Raw genomic sequence first — 16291 nt, forward strand, 5'->3', positions numbered from 1 at the left:
TAATTAGTTATAATTAACCTCTTGTTTAGCTTGCATCATTTCATCAAACTCTTCCTTGGATCCAACGATAATGTTTTCATAAGATCTCATACCAGTACCAGCTGGAATTCTGTGACCTACAATTACATTTTCCTTAAGACCTTCAAGTGTATCTACCTTACCATTTACGGCTGCTTCGTTAAGAACTTTTGTAGTTTCCTGGAACGATGCTGCTGATATAAACGACTTGGTTTGTAGCGATGCTCTTGTAATACCTTGTAAAATTGGTGTAGCCGTAGCTGGTTGTGCATCACGTGCTTCAACTAACTTCTTATCTTCCCGACGTAATAAAGAATTTTCATCTCTTAAATCACGTGGCGAAATAATCTGACCTGGCTTAATATTTACAGAATCACCTGAATCCTCGACAACTTTCATTCCGAAGATATCATCATTTTCTACAATGAAATCTGCTTTATGTACCAATTGGTTTTCAAGGAATGTGGTATCACCAGAATCCATGATTCTAACTTTACGCATCATTTGTCTTACAACAACCTCAAAGTGCTTATCATTAATTTTAACACCTTGTAAACGATATACTTCTTGTACTTCGTTCACTAAATATTGCTGAACCGCTGAAGGGCCTTTAATATTTAAAATATCATTTGGCGTAACAGAACCATCAGATAAAGGCATACCTGCTTTTACAAAGTCATTTTCTTGAACAAGAATTTGATTTGACAATTTAACCAAGTACTTCTTAATTTCACCTAATTTCGATTCTACAATAATTTCACGGTTACCACGCTTAATTTTACCGAATGATACCACACCATCAATAGCACTAACTACGGCTGGGTTAGATGGGTTACGCGCTTCGAATAATTCCGTTACACGCGGTAAACCACCGGTAATATCACCAGACTTGGCAGATTTACGAGGGATTTTAACTAAAATTTTACCAACTTTAATTTTATCGCCATCGTCAATCATTAAGTGAGCTCCTACTGGTAAGTTGTAAGAACGCATGGTGTTTCCTTTAGCATCTTCAATATGAAGTGTTGGAATAAGCTTTTTATTTCTAGATTCAGAAATTACTTTTTCTTGGAATCCAGTTTGCTCATCAATTTCAACTTGATATGTGACACCTTGCTCGATGTTTTCATAACGTACTTTACCAGCAAATTCTGAAATAATTACACCGTTATATGGATCCCATGAACAAACAACATCACCTTTCTTAAGTGCATCACCATTCTTAATAAGAATAGTAGAACCATAAGGAATGTTATTGGTACTTAATGTGATACCTGTTTTCTTATCAATTAATTTTAATTCAGAAGTACGTGAGATAACCATGTTAGCTGGGTTTCCATCAGAGTCTTCACCCTTAATAGTTTTAAGCTCATCAATTTCTGCAATACCATCGAATTTAACTATCAATTTGTTGTCTTCCGAAATGTTACCTGCAATACCACCTACGTGGAATGTACGTAAGGTTAACTGCGTACCTGGTTCTCCAATAGATTGTGCGGCTACAACACCAACAGCTTCTCCACTCTGTACCATTTTTCCGGTTGCTAAATTACGACCGTAACACTTGGCGCAAATACCTTGTTTAGCTTCACATGTTAATGCGGAACGTACTTCAACAGCATCTACTGGTGAGTTTTGAATTGTTTTAGCAATAACTTCATCAATCATCTCGTTTGCTCCAACCAATAACTCATCTGTTAATGGGTTGTAAACATCGTTTAAAGAAATACGACCTAAAATACGCTCTGCTAAAGTTTCAACAACTTCATCATTTTTCTTTAATGGTGAAACTTCTACACCACGTAACGTACCACAATCAACACTATTTACAATAACATCTTGTGATACATCTACCAAACGACGTGTTAAGTAACCAGCATCGGCCGTTTTAAGAGCCGTATCGGCAAGACCTTTACGTGCACCGTGTGTTGAGATAAAGTATTCTAAAATTGAAAGACCTTCCTTAAAGTTAGAAAGAATTGGATTTTCAATAATTTCTCCACCACCTGCAGTCGATTTCTTCGGTTTCGCCATTAATCCACGCATACCTGTAAGCTGACGAATCTGTTCTTTAGATCCACGAGCACCAGAATCAAGCATCATATACACCGAGTTGAAACCTTGTTGATCTTCACGAATACGCTTCATAGACAGTTCAGTCAATTCGGCATTTGTAGATGTCCAAATATCAATAACTTGGTTATAACGTTCGTTGTTGGTAATAAGACCCATGTTATAATTGGCCATAATACCGTCAACCTTAAGGTTTGCACCATCAATCATAGATTGTTTTTCTGGTGGGATAATAATATCTCCTAAACTAAATGATAGTCCACCTTGGAATGCAAAGTTGTAACCTAATGTTTTAATTTCATCTAGGAAAGCAGCCGTTTCTGGCACACTTGTTACTTTTAAAATATCACCAATAATATTACGTAGTGATTTTTTAGTCAATACTTCATTAATATAACCAGCAGCATGAGGTACTTTATCATTAAATAATACACGACCTACTGTAGTGTTTATTACTTGTAATGTTAGTTCTTCCGCTTCGTTAAAAGCATAAGTTCTTACTCTGATGGACGCATTTAAGTCTACACGACCTTCATTATAAGCAATTACTACTTCTTCAGGCGAATAGAATGTTAAGCCTTCACCTTTAATTTTAACTTCGTCTGTTGATATACGTTCTTTAGTCATATAATATAAACCAAGTACCATATCTTGAGAAGGTACTGCTACTGGCGAACCATTAGCTGGGTTTAAAATATTATGCGAGGCTAACATTAATAACTGACATTCTAAAATAGCTTCAGGTCCTAATGGTAAATGCACAGCCATTTGATCACCATCAAAATCGGCGTTAAATGCCGTGGTAACTAATGGGTGTAACTGAATAGCTTTTCCTTCAATTAATTTTGGTTGGAAAGCTTGAATACCTAATCGGTGAAGCGTAGGCGCACGGTTAAGTAATACTGGATGTCCTTTAAGTACATTTTCCAAAATATCCCAAACCACAGGCTCTCTTTTATCTATAATTTTCTTCGCAGATTTTACAGTTTTAACAATACCTCTTTCAATTAGTTTTCTAATTACAAAAGGTTTGTATAATTCGGCTGCCATATCCTTAGGAATACCACATTCGAATAATTTTAATTCTGGTCCAACAACAATTACAGAACGTGCTGAATAATCTACACGCTTACCAAGCAAGTTTTGACGGAAACGTCCTTGCTTACCTTTTAATGAATCTGATAAGGATTTTAATGGTCTGTTAGAATCTGTTTTAACAGCAGATGATTTACGTGTATTATCCAATAACGAATCTACAGATTCCTGTAACATACGTTTTTCGTTACGTAAAATAACTTCTGGTGCTTTAATTTCAACCAAACGCTTTAATCGGTTATTACGAATAATAACACGACGATATAAATCATTTAAATCGGATGTTGCAAAACGACCACCATCTAACGGCACTAACGGACGCAATTCTGGTGGAATAATTGGAATAACTTTTAAAATCATCCATTCCGCACGATTCTCACGATTTTCGTTAGACTCGCGCAAAGCTTCAACAACTTGTAAACGCTTTAAAGCTTCTGTTTTACGTTGTTTTGATGTTTCTGTATTTGCTTTATGACGTAATTCAAATGATAATTCATCTAAATTAATACGTGATAAAAGCTCAATTAAACATTCCGCACCCATTTTAGCCAAGAATTTATTTGGATCTGTATCGTCCAAATATTGATTCTCTTTTGGTAGGGTTTCTAATATGTTTAAGTATTCTTCTTCAGTAAGGAAGTCCATTTTCTGAACTGGTTCTCCTTCTGCATTTTTAGCAATACCTGGTTGAATTACTACATAACGTTCGTAGTAAATAATCATATCTAATTTCTTAGAAGGTAAACCAAGTAGGTAACCAATTTTATTTGGTAATGAACGGAAGTACCAAATGTGCGCCACTGGAACCACTAAATTAATGTGTCCAACACGATCACGACGTACTTTCTTTTCAGTTACTTCTACACCACAACGGTCACATACGATACCTTTATATCTAATGCGTTTATATTTACCACAGGCACATTCATAATCCTTTACAGGACCAAAAATACGCTCACAGAATAAACCATCACGTTCTGGTTTATGAGTTCGATAATTGATAGTTTCTGGCTTTAGAACTTCACCGCGAGATTCTGCTAAAATAGACTCTGGTGATGCTAAACCAATGGAGATTTTATTAAATCTCTGTACTGTATTCTTATCTTGTTTTCTTGCCATGTTTTATGTTTTTAGTATGGACAGCCCGAAGACTGCCCTTACATACAACGGTTTTTTTTATTTGGGCCAGTTACGAATTGTCCCGTAAATATTACTCTTCTAATCTGATATCCAGTGCTAAACCTTTCAATTCATGCATAAGCACGTTGAAAGATTCTGGCAATCCTGGTTCTGGCATTGGCTCACCTTTAACTATACTTTCGTATGTTTTAGCTCTACCAATTACATCATCAGATTTAACGGTCAATATTTCTCTTAATGTTGCAGATGCTCCATAAGCTTCTAATGCCCAAACTTCCATTTCTCCAAAACGCTGACCACCAAATTGTGCTTTACCACCTAATGGCTGTTGCGTAATTAATGAGTATGGTCCAATAGAACGTGCGTGCATTTTATCGTCCACCATGTGACCTAGTTTCAGCATGTAGATAACACCTACGGTTGCTGGCTGATCAAAACGGTTTCCTGTTCCACCATCATATAGATAGGTATGTCCAAATCTTGGAATTCCAGCCTCATCTGTAAATTCATTAATTTGGTCTAAGGTTGCACCATCAAAAATAGGCGTCGCATACGTACGATTTAATTTCTGACCTGCCCAACCAAGAACAGTTTCATAAATCTGCCCAATGTTCATACGAGATGGTACACCAAGTGGATTTAAAACAATATCAACAGGTGTTCCGTCTTCAAGGAATGGCATATCTTCTTGACGAACAATACGCGCTACAATACCTTTGTTACCATGACGACCTGCCATTTTATCACCAACTTTAAGTTTACGTTTTTTAGCAATGTAAACTTTAGCTAATTTGATAATACCAGCTGGTAATTCATCACCTACAGAAATCGTAAACTTCTCACGACGTAAAGAACCTTGTAAGTCGTTTTCTTTAATTTTGTAGTTATGAATTAAATCGGCTACTAATTTATTTGTATAATCATCAGTAGTCCAAGATCCAGCAGTTAAGTGGGTATAATCATCTACAGCATTTAACATTTTAAGTGTATATTTCTTACCTTTTGGTAGTACTTCTTCACCTAAATCATTAAAAACACCTTGCGCTGTTTTACCAGATACAATAGTGAATAGTTTTTCAACTAAAATATCTTGTAAATCATCAAACTTTTTGAAGTATAACGCTTCTAATGCAGCAATATCTTCTTTATCTTGAGCTCTCTTGCGCTTATCTTTAACGGCACGAGCAAATAATTTTTTATCAATTACTACACCGTGTAATGATGGCGACGCTTTTAATGATGCATCTTTCACATCACCAGCTTTATCACCAAAAATAGCACGTAATAATTTTTCTTCAGGAGTTGGATCTGATTCCCCTTTTGGTGTAATTTTACCAATAAGAATATCACCAGGCTTCACTTCTGCTCCAACACGAATCATACCGTGTTCATCTAAATCTTTAGTTGCTTCTTCTGAAACGTTAGGGATATCATTCGTTAATTCTTCGTTACCTAATTTAGTATCACGAACTTCCAATGAATACTCATCAATATGAATTGATGTAAATACATCATTTCTAACAACTTCTTCAGAAATTACAATAGCATCCTCAAAGTTATACCCTTTCCAAGGCATAAAGGCTACTTTCATATTTCTACCTAAAGCTAATTCTCCCTTTTGTGTTGCATAACCTTCACAAAGAACTTGACCTTTCTTAATTTTATCACCCTTTTGAACAATTGGCTTTAAATTAATGGAAGTTCCTTGGTTGGTTTTTCTGAACTTAACAAGTGGATATGTTTTTGTGTCGCTTTCAAAGCTTACTTTTGCTTCATCTTCAGTTCTATCGTACTTGATAGTAATTTCGTTAGCGTCAACATATTCTACAACACCACTTCCTTCGGCGTTTATTAATACACGCGAATCTGATGCTACTTGTCTTTCTAATCCTGTTCCAACAATTGGTGCTTGCGGACGTAATAATGGTACGGCCTGACGCATCATGTTAGATCCCATTAATGCACGGTTGGCATCATCATGCTCCAAGAATGGAATTAATGAAGCCGAAATAGATGCAATTTGATTTGGCGCTACATCAGTATAGTCAATTTCACTTGGGTCAATTACTGGGAAGTCACCTTCCATCCGCGCAATTACCTTATCATGTAAAATTTTACCATTGTCATCAACCTTAACAGTTGCTTGTGCAATTAATTTATCTTCTTCCTCTTCAGCACTTAAGTACGTAGGGGTGCTCTTAATATCTACAACACCATCTGTAACTTTACGGTAAGGCGTTTCAATGAATCCCATAGAATTCACTTTAGCAAACACAGAAAGTGACGAAATTAAACCAATGTTTGGTCCTTCTGGTGTTTCAATAGGACATAAACGTCCGTAGTGTGTGTAGTGAACGTCACGCACCTCAAACCCTGCTCTTTCACGAGATAAACCACCAGGTCCAAGAGCTGATAAACGACGCTTGTGCGTAATTTCAGCAAGTGGATTGGTTTGATCCATGAATTGCGATAATTGGTTAGTACCAAAGAATGAATTAATAACAGACGATAAAGTCTTGGCATTAATTAAATCGATAGGTGTAAATACTTCGTTGTCACGTACATTCATACGCTCACGAATAGTTCGCGCCATACGTGCTAAACCAACACCAAATTGTTGTGACAATTGCTCACCAACTGTACGTACACGACGGTTAGATAAGTGATCAATATCATCAATCTCTGCTTTAGAGTTGATAAGTTCAATTAAGTATTTAATGATAGTAATTATATCTTCTTTGGTAAGCACTTGCTTATCCATACCAATATCAAGACCTAATTTTTTATTCATTCTATAACGACCTACTTCTCCTAAAGAGTAGCGTTGGTCTGAAAAGAATAATTTGTCAATAATACCACGTGCAGTTTCCTCATCTGGTGGCTCTGCATTACGTAATTGACGGTATATATGTTCAACAGCTTCTTTTTCAGAGTTTGTTGGATCTTTTTGTAAGGTATTATGAATAATTGCGTAATCTCCTTGTTGTGCGCTTTCTTTATGTAAAAGAACGGTTTTCACACTTGTTTCAAGAATTTCTTCAATATTATCTTTATCAAGAACGGTATCTCTATCTAATACAATCTCGTTACGCTCAATTGAAACTACTTCTCCAGTATCTTCATCAACAAAATCCTCATGCCATGTGTTAAGAACACGCGCTGCAAGCTTACGTCCTAATACTTTTTTAAGTCCTGCTTTAGAAACTTTAATTTCTTCAGCAAGGTCAAATATTTCTAAAATATCTTTATCACGTTCAAAACCAATGGCTCTGAATAACGTTGTTACAGGTAATTTTTTCTTACGGTCGATATACGCATACATCACTTGGTTGATGTCCGTTGCGAATTCAATCCATGATCCTTTAAATGGAATAACTCTGGCTGAATATAATTTTGTTCCATTGGCATGGAATGATTGACCAAAGAATACACCTGGTGATCTGTGTAACTGCGATACAACTACACGCTCTGCACCATTGATACAGAAAGTACCAGAAGGTGTCATATAAGGAATTGTTCCTAAGTACACATCTTGAACAATGGTCTCGAAATCCTCATGTTCAGGATCTGTACAGTACAGTTTAAGTCTTGCCTTGAGCGGTACGCTATATGTAAGTCCACGTTCTATACATTCTTCAATTGTATAACGTGGTGGATCAATAAAGTAATCTAAAAATTCTAAAACAAATTGATTACGTGTGTCTGTAATTGGGAAATTTTCCAGAAAGGTATTATATAAACCTTCGTCTCCTCTTTCTTCAGATTTAGTTTCTAGCTGGAAAAAATCCTGGAAGGATTTTATCTGAATATCCATAAAGTCAGGATATTCTGTTCTATTGATAATAGACGAGAAATTTAATCTTTCAGCTTGTTTTGTTAACATCAATGGGCGGAATTTTGATTAAAAAAAATAAAATAGCGTATGTAACGATTATATACGCAAAATGGTCTAGGCCTAAAAGTGTTCACTTTAGACCTAAACCGTAATGTTTTAGAGTGCTTAAATTACTTAAGCTCAACCTCTGCTCCTGCTTCCTCTAATTGAGATTTTAGAGCTTCTGCTTCGTCTTTAGAAACACCTTCTTTGATAGGGCTTGGAGCACCATCAACTAATTCTTTAGCTTCTTTTAATCCTAATCCAGTTAATTCTTTAACTAGTTTTACAACTGCTAATTTAGAACCACCAGCGGCTTTAAGGATTACATCAAATTCTGTTTGCTCTTCAGCAGCGTCTCCACCACCAGCAGCAGGACCAGCCATAGCTACAGCAGCTGCTGCAGGCTCGATACCATACTCATCTTTTAATATAGTTGCTAATTCGTTAACTTCTTTTACTGTTAAGTTTACTAATTGTTCTGCGAAATCTTTTAAATCTGCCATTTTTCTATCGTTTTAATAAATTTTAATAATAATATAATTGTAATTAAGTGCGTACTATTTGTGACTATCCTTCTTTTTCAGATAGTGTTTTTAAAATACCTGCTAATTTACCACCACTTGATTTAAGTGCTGAAATAACGTTTTTAGCTGGTGATTGTAATAAGCCAATAATATCACCGATAACTTCTTCTTTAGATTTAATATTTACTAAAGCGTCTAAGTTTTCGTCGCCAAGGTATATAGCTTCCTCAATAAATGCTCCTTTTAAAAGTGGCATTTTTGATTTTTTACGGAAGTTCTGAATAACTTTAGCTGGTGCATTACCAACTTCAGAATACATGATTGACGTATTTCCCTTTAATGTTGAAGGAAGGTTGCCAAAATCTTTATCTGATGCTTCCATTGCTTTTTCAAGCAAGGTATTTTTAACTACGGCCAATTTTATATTTGCCTTAAAACAAGCACGACGTAAATCTGATGTCGATCCTGCGTTTAATCCGGAAATATCTGCTAAATAAATAATATTATTATCGGCTAATTGCGCAGTTAATTCTTTAATTACTTGTGATTTTTCTTCTCTAGTCATAATAAAAGTTTTAAACTACTTAACCAATTTTATTATCTACAGCTATACTTGGACTCATGGTACTAGACATAAAAATGCTCTTCACATAAACTCCTTTAGCAGCAGTTGGTTTAAGTTTCATTATTGTTTGTAATAATTCGTTTGCATTACCTGCAATTTTATCAGCACTGAAAGATGCTTTACCTATTGATGCGTGTACAATACCAGTTTTATCAACTTTAAAATCAATTTTACCAGCTTTTACATCGCTAACAGCTTTAGCAATATCCATTGTTACTGTACCTGTCTTTGGGTTAGGCATTAAACCACGAGGACCTAATACACGTCCTAAAGGACCTAATTTACCCATAACGCTTGGCATAGTTACAATAACATCTACGTTTGTCCAACCACCTTTAATTTTATCAAGGTATTCATCTAAACCAACGTAATCTGCACCAGCTTCTTTAGCTTCTGCTTCTTTATCTGGTGTTACTAATGCTAAAACTTTTACGTCTTTACCAGTACCGTGAGGAAGCGTTACAACGCCTCTTACCATTTGATTTGCTTTTCTTGGATCTACGCCTAAACGTATTGCCAAATCAACAGATGCATCAAACTTAGTATTGGTTATTTCTTTTACTAATGCTGAAGCTTCACCGACAGAGTATACTCTACCTTTCTCGATTTTTGCTACAGCTTCTTTTTGTTTCTTTGTTAATCTTGCCATTTTACAATTTTTTTAGATTAATTAGGGGCAGTACCGCCTTTAACAGTTATACCCATTGATCTAGCAGTACCCGCAACCATTGTCATGGCTTTTTCGATTGTAAATGCATTTAGATCTTGCATTTTATCTTCAGCGATGGTTCTAACCTGATCCCAAGAAACTTTTGCTACTTTTTTAATGTGTGGTTCACCTGAACCCTTTTTCACTTTGGCCGCTTCTAATAATTGTACAGCTGCAGGAGGCGTTTTGATAACAAAGTCAAATGATTTGTCTTTGTATACCATAATAACCACTGGTAAAACTTTACCAGGCTTATCTTGTGTTCTAGCATTAAACTGCTTACAGAACTCCATGATATTAACTCCAGCGGCACCTAAAGCGGGTCCAACCGGTGGCGACGGATTCGCTGCACCTCCCCTTACTTGTAGTTTAACTACTTTACTTAACTCTTTTGCCATTTTTAATAATTTAGTTTTTTTGTAATCTCTTTTTTTGAAGCTAAAGATTACACTTTATGATTGTAACAATTATTATACTTTTTCTACTTGCATATAGCTTAATTCCAATGGTGTTTTTCTTCCGAAAATTTTCACCATTACTTCAAGCTTACGCTTTTCTTCGTTAATTTTCTCGATTGTCCCATCAAATCCATTGAATGGTCCATCAATAACTTTAACGGTTTCACCAATATTAAATGGAATAGCCACATTTGTATCAGCTTCTAATGATAACTCATCAACTTTACCTAACATTCTGTTTACTTCAGATTGTCTTAATGGCACTGGATCTCCTCCTTTTGTTTCTCCTAAAAAGCCAATAACGTTTGTTACTGATTTTATAATGTGAGGAATTTCTCCAGTTAAATTTGCTTTTATCATGATGTAACCTGGGAAATAAACCTTTTCTTTGTTTGTTTTCTTACCGTTACGTATTTGGATTACTGTTTCCGTTGGAACTAAAACCTGCTCAACAAAATCTTCATATCCTAAACGTGCTATTTCCGTTTCTATATAAGCTTTAATTTTATTTTCTTGACCGCTTACAGCTCTAACGACATACCACTTTTTCTCATTTCCTTCAGACATAAAATTTTATTTTAACCGTTAATCCAATGAAAGTAAAATCCTATTGCTTTGCTAAATACCGTGTCAACACCCCAAATAGCTAGTGAAAAAATGATAGAGAACACTGCTACTAAAACTGTTAACTTCTGTCCTTCTGCCCATGTTGGCCAAGTCACATTGTTTTTTAGTTCTCCAAATGATTCTTTTATATAGTTTGCAATTCCAGCCATTGTTTAATATGTTTTTAATTTTCAGGAAGTAATTATAAAATATTTACTTCATAAATTGCACGGGTTGAGAGACTCGAACTCCCGACACCTGGTTTTGGAGACCAGTGCTCTACCAACTGAGCTAAACCCGTAAATACAAGTCAAGGTATTCCGAAAAACGGAATACCTTAACTCTATATTTATTAGATAATATTAATCTAAAATTTCAGTTACCTGACCAGCACCAACTGTTCTTCCTCCTTCACGGATAGCGAAACGAAGACCAACATTCATTGCGATTGGCTGAATTAACTCAACGTGAATTGTTAAGTTATCTCCTGGCATAACCATCTCAACACCTTCTGGTAAAGCAATGTTACCTGTTACATCCGTTGTACGAACGTAAAATTGTGGACGGTAGTTATTATGGAATGGCGTATGACGACCACCTTCTTCTTTTTTCAAGATATAAACCTCAGCTTTAAATTTAGCGTGTGGTGTTACAGAACCTGGCTTACAGATTACCATACCTCTTGAAATTTGACTTTTCTCAATACCTCTTAATAAGATACCTGCATTATCACCAGCCTCACCTCTATCAAGGATTTGACGGAACATTTCAATACCAGTAATTGTAGAAGTAATCTTTTCAGCACCCATACCGATGATCTCAACTGGATCTCCTGTATTAGCAATACCAGTTTCGATACGACCTGTAGCAACAGTTCCACGACCAGTAATAGAGAAAACATCTTCAATAGGCATTAAGAAAGGCTTATCAACCTCACGTTGTGGCTCTTCAATCCAGTTATCAACAGCTTCCATTAATTCTAAAACTGTATCAACCCATTTTTGCTCACCATTTAAAGCACCTAATGCAGAACCAGCAATTACAGGTCCATTATCACCATCGTACTCATAGAAAGAAAGTAAATCTCTAACTTCCATATCAACCAATTCGATTAACTCTTCGTCATCAACCATATCCACTTTATTCATGAATACAACGATACGAGGAATACCTACTTGGCGACCTAATAAGATATGTTCTCTTGTTTGTGGCATAGGACCATCAGTAGCCGCAACCACTAAAATAGCACCATCCATTTGTGCTGCACCAGTTACCATGTTTTTTACGTAATCCGCGTGACCTGGACAGTCAACGTGTGCATAGTGACGATTTTGCGTCGCATATTCTACGTGTGAAGTATTAATTGTAATACCTCTTTCTTTTTCTTCTGGAGCGTTATCAATTTGATCAAATGATCTTGCTTCTGAAAAACCTGCATCAGCTAATACTTTAGTAATAGCAGCAGTTAAAGTTGTTTTACCGTGATCTACGTGTCCAATAGTACCTATGTTAAGGTGTGGTTTTGAACGATCGAAAGTTGCCTTTGCCATGTTTAATTTATTTTAATCTTATTTATATTAGTACTTAATTATTCAATTTTAAAAGAGCCAATGACGGGAATTGAACCCGTGGCCTCTTCCTTACCAAGGAAACGCTCTACCCCTGAGCTACACCGGCGTAAAGTTTTTATTTCTTTTACATGCCTAAACAAAGACAAACCTTAAAAGAAGAGATTCCTCCTTTGTAAGGAATTTTTTGAGCGAGAGACCGGGTTCGAACCGGCGACATTCAGCTTGGAAGGCTGACGCTCTACCAACTGAGCTACTCTCGCATTTCTTTGAATATTTCTCAATATCCAAAAGGTGTTTTATTATTTCAATTCTAGATTACTTTCATAATCCTGTAAAAGCGAACTTTTACGAAATTTCAAAAAACGTGTTTTGAATTTTTTTTAGCTTTTAAACACTGCTTTACAAAAGCAAACTTTTGATCAGCAGCTTATTTAAAAGCTTTGTGGGGAGAGCAGGATTCGAACCTGCGAAGACGTAGTCAGCAGATTTACAGTCTGCCCTCGTTGGCCGCTTGAGTATCTCCCCAATCACTTTAATTCAATATTTCAAAAAAAACTTTTTTTTGAGCCGATGGAGGGACTCGAACCCACGACCTGCTGATTACAAATCAGCTGCTCTAGCCAGCTGAGCTACATCGGCTTTTTAGCATCTTTTTGGAGCTAAAAAAAAGCCCGCTATTTCTAACGGACTGCAAATGTATAGAATTATTTTTTTATTCAAAACATTTTTTCAAAAATTTTATCATAAATGTGATCTTAATTTTTCTTTTCGTTTCTTTAATTGACGTTCAAGCGAGGCTACAGCCGTATCTACACCTTCTTCAAAAGTTTTACATTGTTTCTTTACTACAAAACTATCTCCTGGTACATTTACACGTGCTTCAAAGATTTTATTCGCCTTATCACTGGTGTTCTCTACTTTCAAATAAACATCTGATTGGATAACTTTATCATAATACAAATCTAATTTGTCCATGCGCTTCTGAATAAAGTCTAACAGTTTCTGATCTGCATTAAAATTAACGGACTGGGTGTTTACTTTCATACGGTTCTATTTTTAATATTAAACAAATGTGTTTTGCTGCTAATTTTTCTGACCTCGTGGATGCGCTTTTAAATACACTTTCTTTAATTCGGATATACTATTATGTGTATAAACTTGTGTAGCGGTTAAACTGGAATGACCAAGTAATTCTTTAACAGCATTTAAATCGGCACCTTGATTTAGTAAATGAGTAGCAAATGAATGCCTTAAAATATGTGGACTCTTTTTTACCTTGGTAGATGCTAAACTAAAATAATCATTTATTATGCGGTAGACAAGTGTTTCATAAATTTTAACGCCTTTTTGTGTTAAAAAGAAATGATTTTTGTCGGTAATGTTTTCTAATGTAATTCTAGCTTTTAAATACTGTTGTATGGTTTCCATAACAGAATCTAATAGGGGAATAATTCGTTCTTTGTTTCGTTTTCCTAAAACTTTCAAGGTTTGGTTGGATGTATCGATTTGGTTTAACTGAATCTCTACCAATTCAATCCGACGAATTCCTGTAGAGTAAAAAAGTTCAATAATTAACTTATTCCTAATACCTTCAAAGCTGGAATCAAAATTCAATTCATCTAAAACTGATGCTATTTCAGCTTCCGAAAATGGAATTTGAATTTTCTTACTCGTTTTTAATGCTTTATGTTTTGAAAGTGGATTTCCTGTAATATCTCCCACTTTTAATTGAAATTTATAATACGAATTTAATGCTGAAATTTTTCGGTTTATAGACCGATTACTTATTTTTTGATCCACTAAACTTACAATCCAATTCCTAATTTCTGGATACTTAACAGACAACATATCCTGTGTCTGATAGGTTGCCGATAAAAAGGTAAGAAAATCATTTAAATCCTTTTCATAGGCTTTCACAGTGAGCTTGGAATAGTGTTTTTCCAAAAGTAAATAATCTATAAAAGGTTGAAATGGCATGAGAGTTCGTGTATAATTTAGATTATTATTTGATCTGCTTACTTGTAAAATTACGAAGATTAATTGGTCTTTAAATTCAAAGCAAAAAAAAATCCCACATTTCTGTAGGATTCATTTTTTAATAGGTTGAGAGATTAGATATTCTCCTGATCTCTTAAACGCTGTATGTACTGTGCTTTCTGAATTTGAGCTCTGTGCTCTACTGAAGGCTTTGTAAACTGCTTACGCGCATTTAAAGCACGTTTTGTTCCCGTTTTATCAAACTTTCGTTTGTAACGTTTTAGCGCTCTATCTATATTTTCTCCTTCTTTAATGGGTATAATTAACATAGTCCTTAACCTCCTCTCTTTTAGAATTTTCAGGATGCAAAAATAGTAACAAATTTAAATTCTGCAATGAAAAAATAAAAAAATTGTTTAACATTTCCTTTTACCAACAATTTTATGTTCCAGCGCAGGAACAACATCATTATCATCATCATTTTTGGAACAAGATAACACGAGTAGCGCTATCATTAAAATACTTATATAATTTTTCATAACATTTAATTGTTCAAACGCTTCGATGTTTAATTATTATTTATTGTTCTTTTATACTTAAATGTAATAAAGGGATATAATAGCAATAACTCATCAGCATCATTAATTTGAAACGGCAAGTCCAAATTCAATTCGCCATCACAATAAGTTAATACATAGTCGTCTGAATCTAAAACGACAGCTATTTCATAAGTTTCTCTATTACAGTTGCTATTAGCTGGCGTACCTACAAGCGTGCCATTGGAATGAAATTGCAGAAAACCACCATTTTCAATAGGCTCCCATTCAAATGGTGGAACATCATCGTTTTCAGCTATCAGCTGCCATTTTCCTACTATTTTGTGTTCTGCTTCTGGAATAGCATCATTAGTATCGTCATTTTTGGAACAAGATAACACGAGTAGCGCTATCATTAAAATACTTATATAATTTTTCATAACATTTAATTGTTCAAACGCTTCGATGTTTAATTATTATTTATTGTTCTTTTATACTTAAATGTAATTAAGGGATAGATAAGCAATAGCTTATCAGCATCATTTATTTGAAATGGTATCGTTGAGTTTAATTCGTCATCACAATAGCTCAATAATTGATCGTAAATATTTTTAATAATTACTATTTCATAAGTTTTAATACTGCAACTACTATCATCTGGAGTTACCATGAGGGTACCATTGGAAAAAAATTGCAAAAAACCGCCATTTTCAATAGACTCCCATTCAAATGGTGGGACATCATCGTTTTCAGCTATCAGCTGCCATTTACCTACAATTTTATGATCTATTACTGGAGCAGCAGCATCATTATCGTCATCACTTTTAGAACAAGATAACACGACTAGCGCTATCATTAACATACTGATATACTTTTTCATAACCTTTTATTTTATAATTAAACTTCTTTTTTCTTCGTTACCTAGTGCATCTACCACACGAATAATATACAGGCCAGATTTCAATTTTTCAGTTTTTAATGTCAGCTTTCCAGATGCACTCTTTTCATGAAATAGAAGCACGCCATAAATGTCATGCACACCAAAGGAATATGGTATTTGACAAATAGTACCTTAATGTTAA

At 35.0% G+C, this 16291-nt stretch carries 16 protein-coding genes and 5 tRNA genes; all 21 read right to left on the reverse strand.

The features are described 5' to 3' along the window. Positions 1-3: 3 nt before the first annotated feature. Positions 4-4305: a DNA-directed RNA polymerase subunit beta' gene (gene rpoC, locus GMA17_RS08725; protein WP_248395220.1), complete on the reverse strand. Its 4302-nt coding sequence runs from the start codon at positions 4303-4305 to the stop codon at positions 4-6. Between the two features lie 91 nt (positions 4306-4396). After that, positions 4397-8209 carry a DNA-directed RNA polymerase subunit beta gene (gene rpoB / locus GMA17_RS08730; protein WP_248395221.1) on the reverse strand — a complete coding sequence of 1271 codons (3813 nt, stop codon included), beginning with the start codon at positions 8207-8209 and terminating at the stop codon, positions 4397-4399. 122 nt (positions 8210-8331) lie between these two features. Then, positions 8332-8706 (reverse strand): 50S ribosomal protein L7/L12, encoded by a 375-nt coding sequence (gene rplL / locus GMA17_RS08735; RefSeq protein WP_248395222.1) that lies wholly within the window; start codon positions 8704-8706, stop codon positions 8332-8334. 64 nt (positions 8707-8770) lie between these two features. After that, positions 8771-9292, reverse strand: a complete 522-nt coding sequence (gene rplJ, locus GMA17_RS08740; RefSeq protein ID WP_248395223.1) for a 50S ribosomal protein L10 — start codon at positions 9290-9292, stop codon at positions 8771-8773. Positions 9293-9311: 19 nt separating this feature from the next. Further along, positions 9312-10001 carry a 50S ribosomal protein L1 gene (gene rplA, locus GMA17_RS08745; protein ID WP_248395224.1) on the reverse strand — a complete coding sequence of 230 codons (690 nt, stop codon included), beginning with the start codon at positions 9999-10001 and terminating at the stop codon, positions 9312-9314. A 17-nt stretch (positions 10002-10018) separates the two neighbouring features. Next, positions 10019-10459 carry a 50S ribosomal protein L11 gene (gene rplK, locus GMA17_RS08750; RefSeq protein WP_248395225.1) on the reverse strand — a complete coding sequence of 147 codons (441 nt, stop codon included), beginning with the start codon at positions 10457-10459 and terminating at the stop codon, positions 10019-10021. A 72-nt stretch (positions 10460-10531) separates the two neighbouring features. After that, on the reverse strand, positions 10532-11086 hold the full coding sequence (nusG, locus tag GMA17_RS08755; protein ID WP_092209600.1) for a transcription termination/antitermination protein NusG: 555 nt from the start codon (positions 11084-11086) through the stop codon (positions 10532-10534). A gap of 11 nt (positions 11087-11097) precedes the next feature. After that, entirely contained in the window at positions 11098-11295 is a 198-nt protein-coding gene (gene secE, locus GMA17_RS08760; RefSeq protein WP_248395226.1) for a preprotein translocase subunit SecE, read from the reverse strand. A 58-nt stretch (positions 11296-11353) separates the two neighbouring features. Next, positions 11354-11426 (reverse strand) — tRNA-Trp (locus tag GMA17_RS08765). Positions 11427-11487: 61 nt separating this feature from the next. Then, positions 11488-12675 (reverse strand): elongation factor Tu, encoded by a 1188-nt coding sequence (tuf, locus tag GMA17_RS08770; protein WP_248395227.1) that lies wholly within the window; start codon positions 12673-12675, stop codon positions 11488-11490. 55 nt (positions 12676-12730) lie between these two features. Then, a tRNA-Thr gene (locus tag GMA17_RS08775) sits at positions 12731-12802 on the reverse strand. Positions 12803-12883: 81 nt separating this feature from the next. Beyond that, a tRNA-Gly gene (locus GMA17_RS08780) sits at positions 12884-12956 on the reverse strand. 183 nt (positions 12957-13139) lie between these two features. Then, a tRNA-Tyr gene (locus tag GMA17_RS08785) sits at positions 13140-13221 on the reverse strand. A 40-nt stretch (positions 13222-13261) separates the two neighbouring features. Then, positions 13262-13335, reverse strand: a tRNA-Thr gene (locus GMA17_RS08790). Between the two features lie 102 nt (positions 13336-13437). Continuing rightward, positions 13438-13740: a ribosome hibernation-promoting factor, HPF/YfiA family gene (hpf, locus tag GMA17_RS08795; RefSeq protein ID WP_248395228.1), complete on the reverse strand. Its 303-nt coding sequence runs from the start codon at positions 13738-13740 to the stop codon at positions 13438-13440. 39 nt (positions 13741-13779) lie between these two features. Beyond that, the gene (locus tag GMA17_RS08800; protein ID WP_248395229.1) at positions 13780-14673 is read right to left on the reverse strand and encodes a tyrosine-type recombinase/integrase; all 894 of its coding nucleotides are present in this window, start codon (positions 14671-14673) and stop codon (positions 13780-13782) included. A gap of 134 nt (positions 14674-14807) precedes the next feature. Beyond that, positions 14808-15002 carry a 30S ribosomal protein S21 gene (gene rpsU / locus GMA17_RS08805; RefSeq protein WP_092209590.1) on the reverse strand — a complete coding sequence of 65 codons (195 nt, stop codon included), beginning with the start codon at positions 15000-15002 and terminating at the stop codon, positions 14808-14810. A gap of 87 nt (positions 15003-15089) precedes the next feature. Beyond that, on the reverse strand, positions 15090-15212 hold the full coding sequence (locus GMA17_RS15405) for a hypothetical protein (RefSeq protein ID WP_256476036.1): 123 nt from the start codon (positions 15210-15212) through the stop codon (positions 15090-15092). 29 nt (positions 15213-15241) lie between these two features. Further along, positions 15242-15649 carry a hypothetical protein gene (locus GMA17_RS08810; RefSeq protein ID WP_248395230.1) on the reverse strand — a complete coding sequence of 136 codons (408 nt, stop codon included), beginning with the start codon at positions 15647-15649 and terminating at the stop codon, positions 15242-15244. A gap of 29 nt (positions 15650-15678) precedes the next feature. Then, a complete protein-coding gene (locus tag GMA17_RS08815) occupies positions 15679-16089 on the reverse strand; it encodes a hypothetical protein (RefSeq protein WP_248395231.1) in 411 nt (136 codons plus the stop codon). A gap of 6 nt (positions 16090-16095) precedes the next feature. Continuing rightward, positions 16096-16248, reverse strand: a complete 153-nt coding sequence (locus tag GMA17_RS08820) for a hypothetical protein (protein ID WP_248395232.1) — start codon at positions 16246-16248, stop codon at positions 16096-16098. Between the last annotated feature and the right edge of the window lie 43 nt (positions 16249-16291).

The organism is Bizionia sp. M204 (genome assembly GCF_023205095.1).
GTDB classification, from domain to species: Bacteria; Bacteroidota; Bacteroidia; order Flavobacteriales; family Flavobacteriaceae; genus Algorimicrobium; species Algorimicrobium hallyeonense.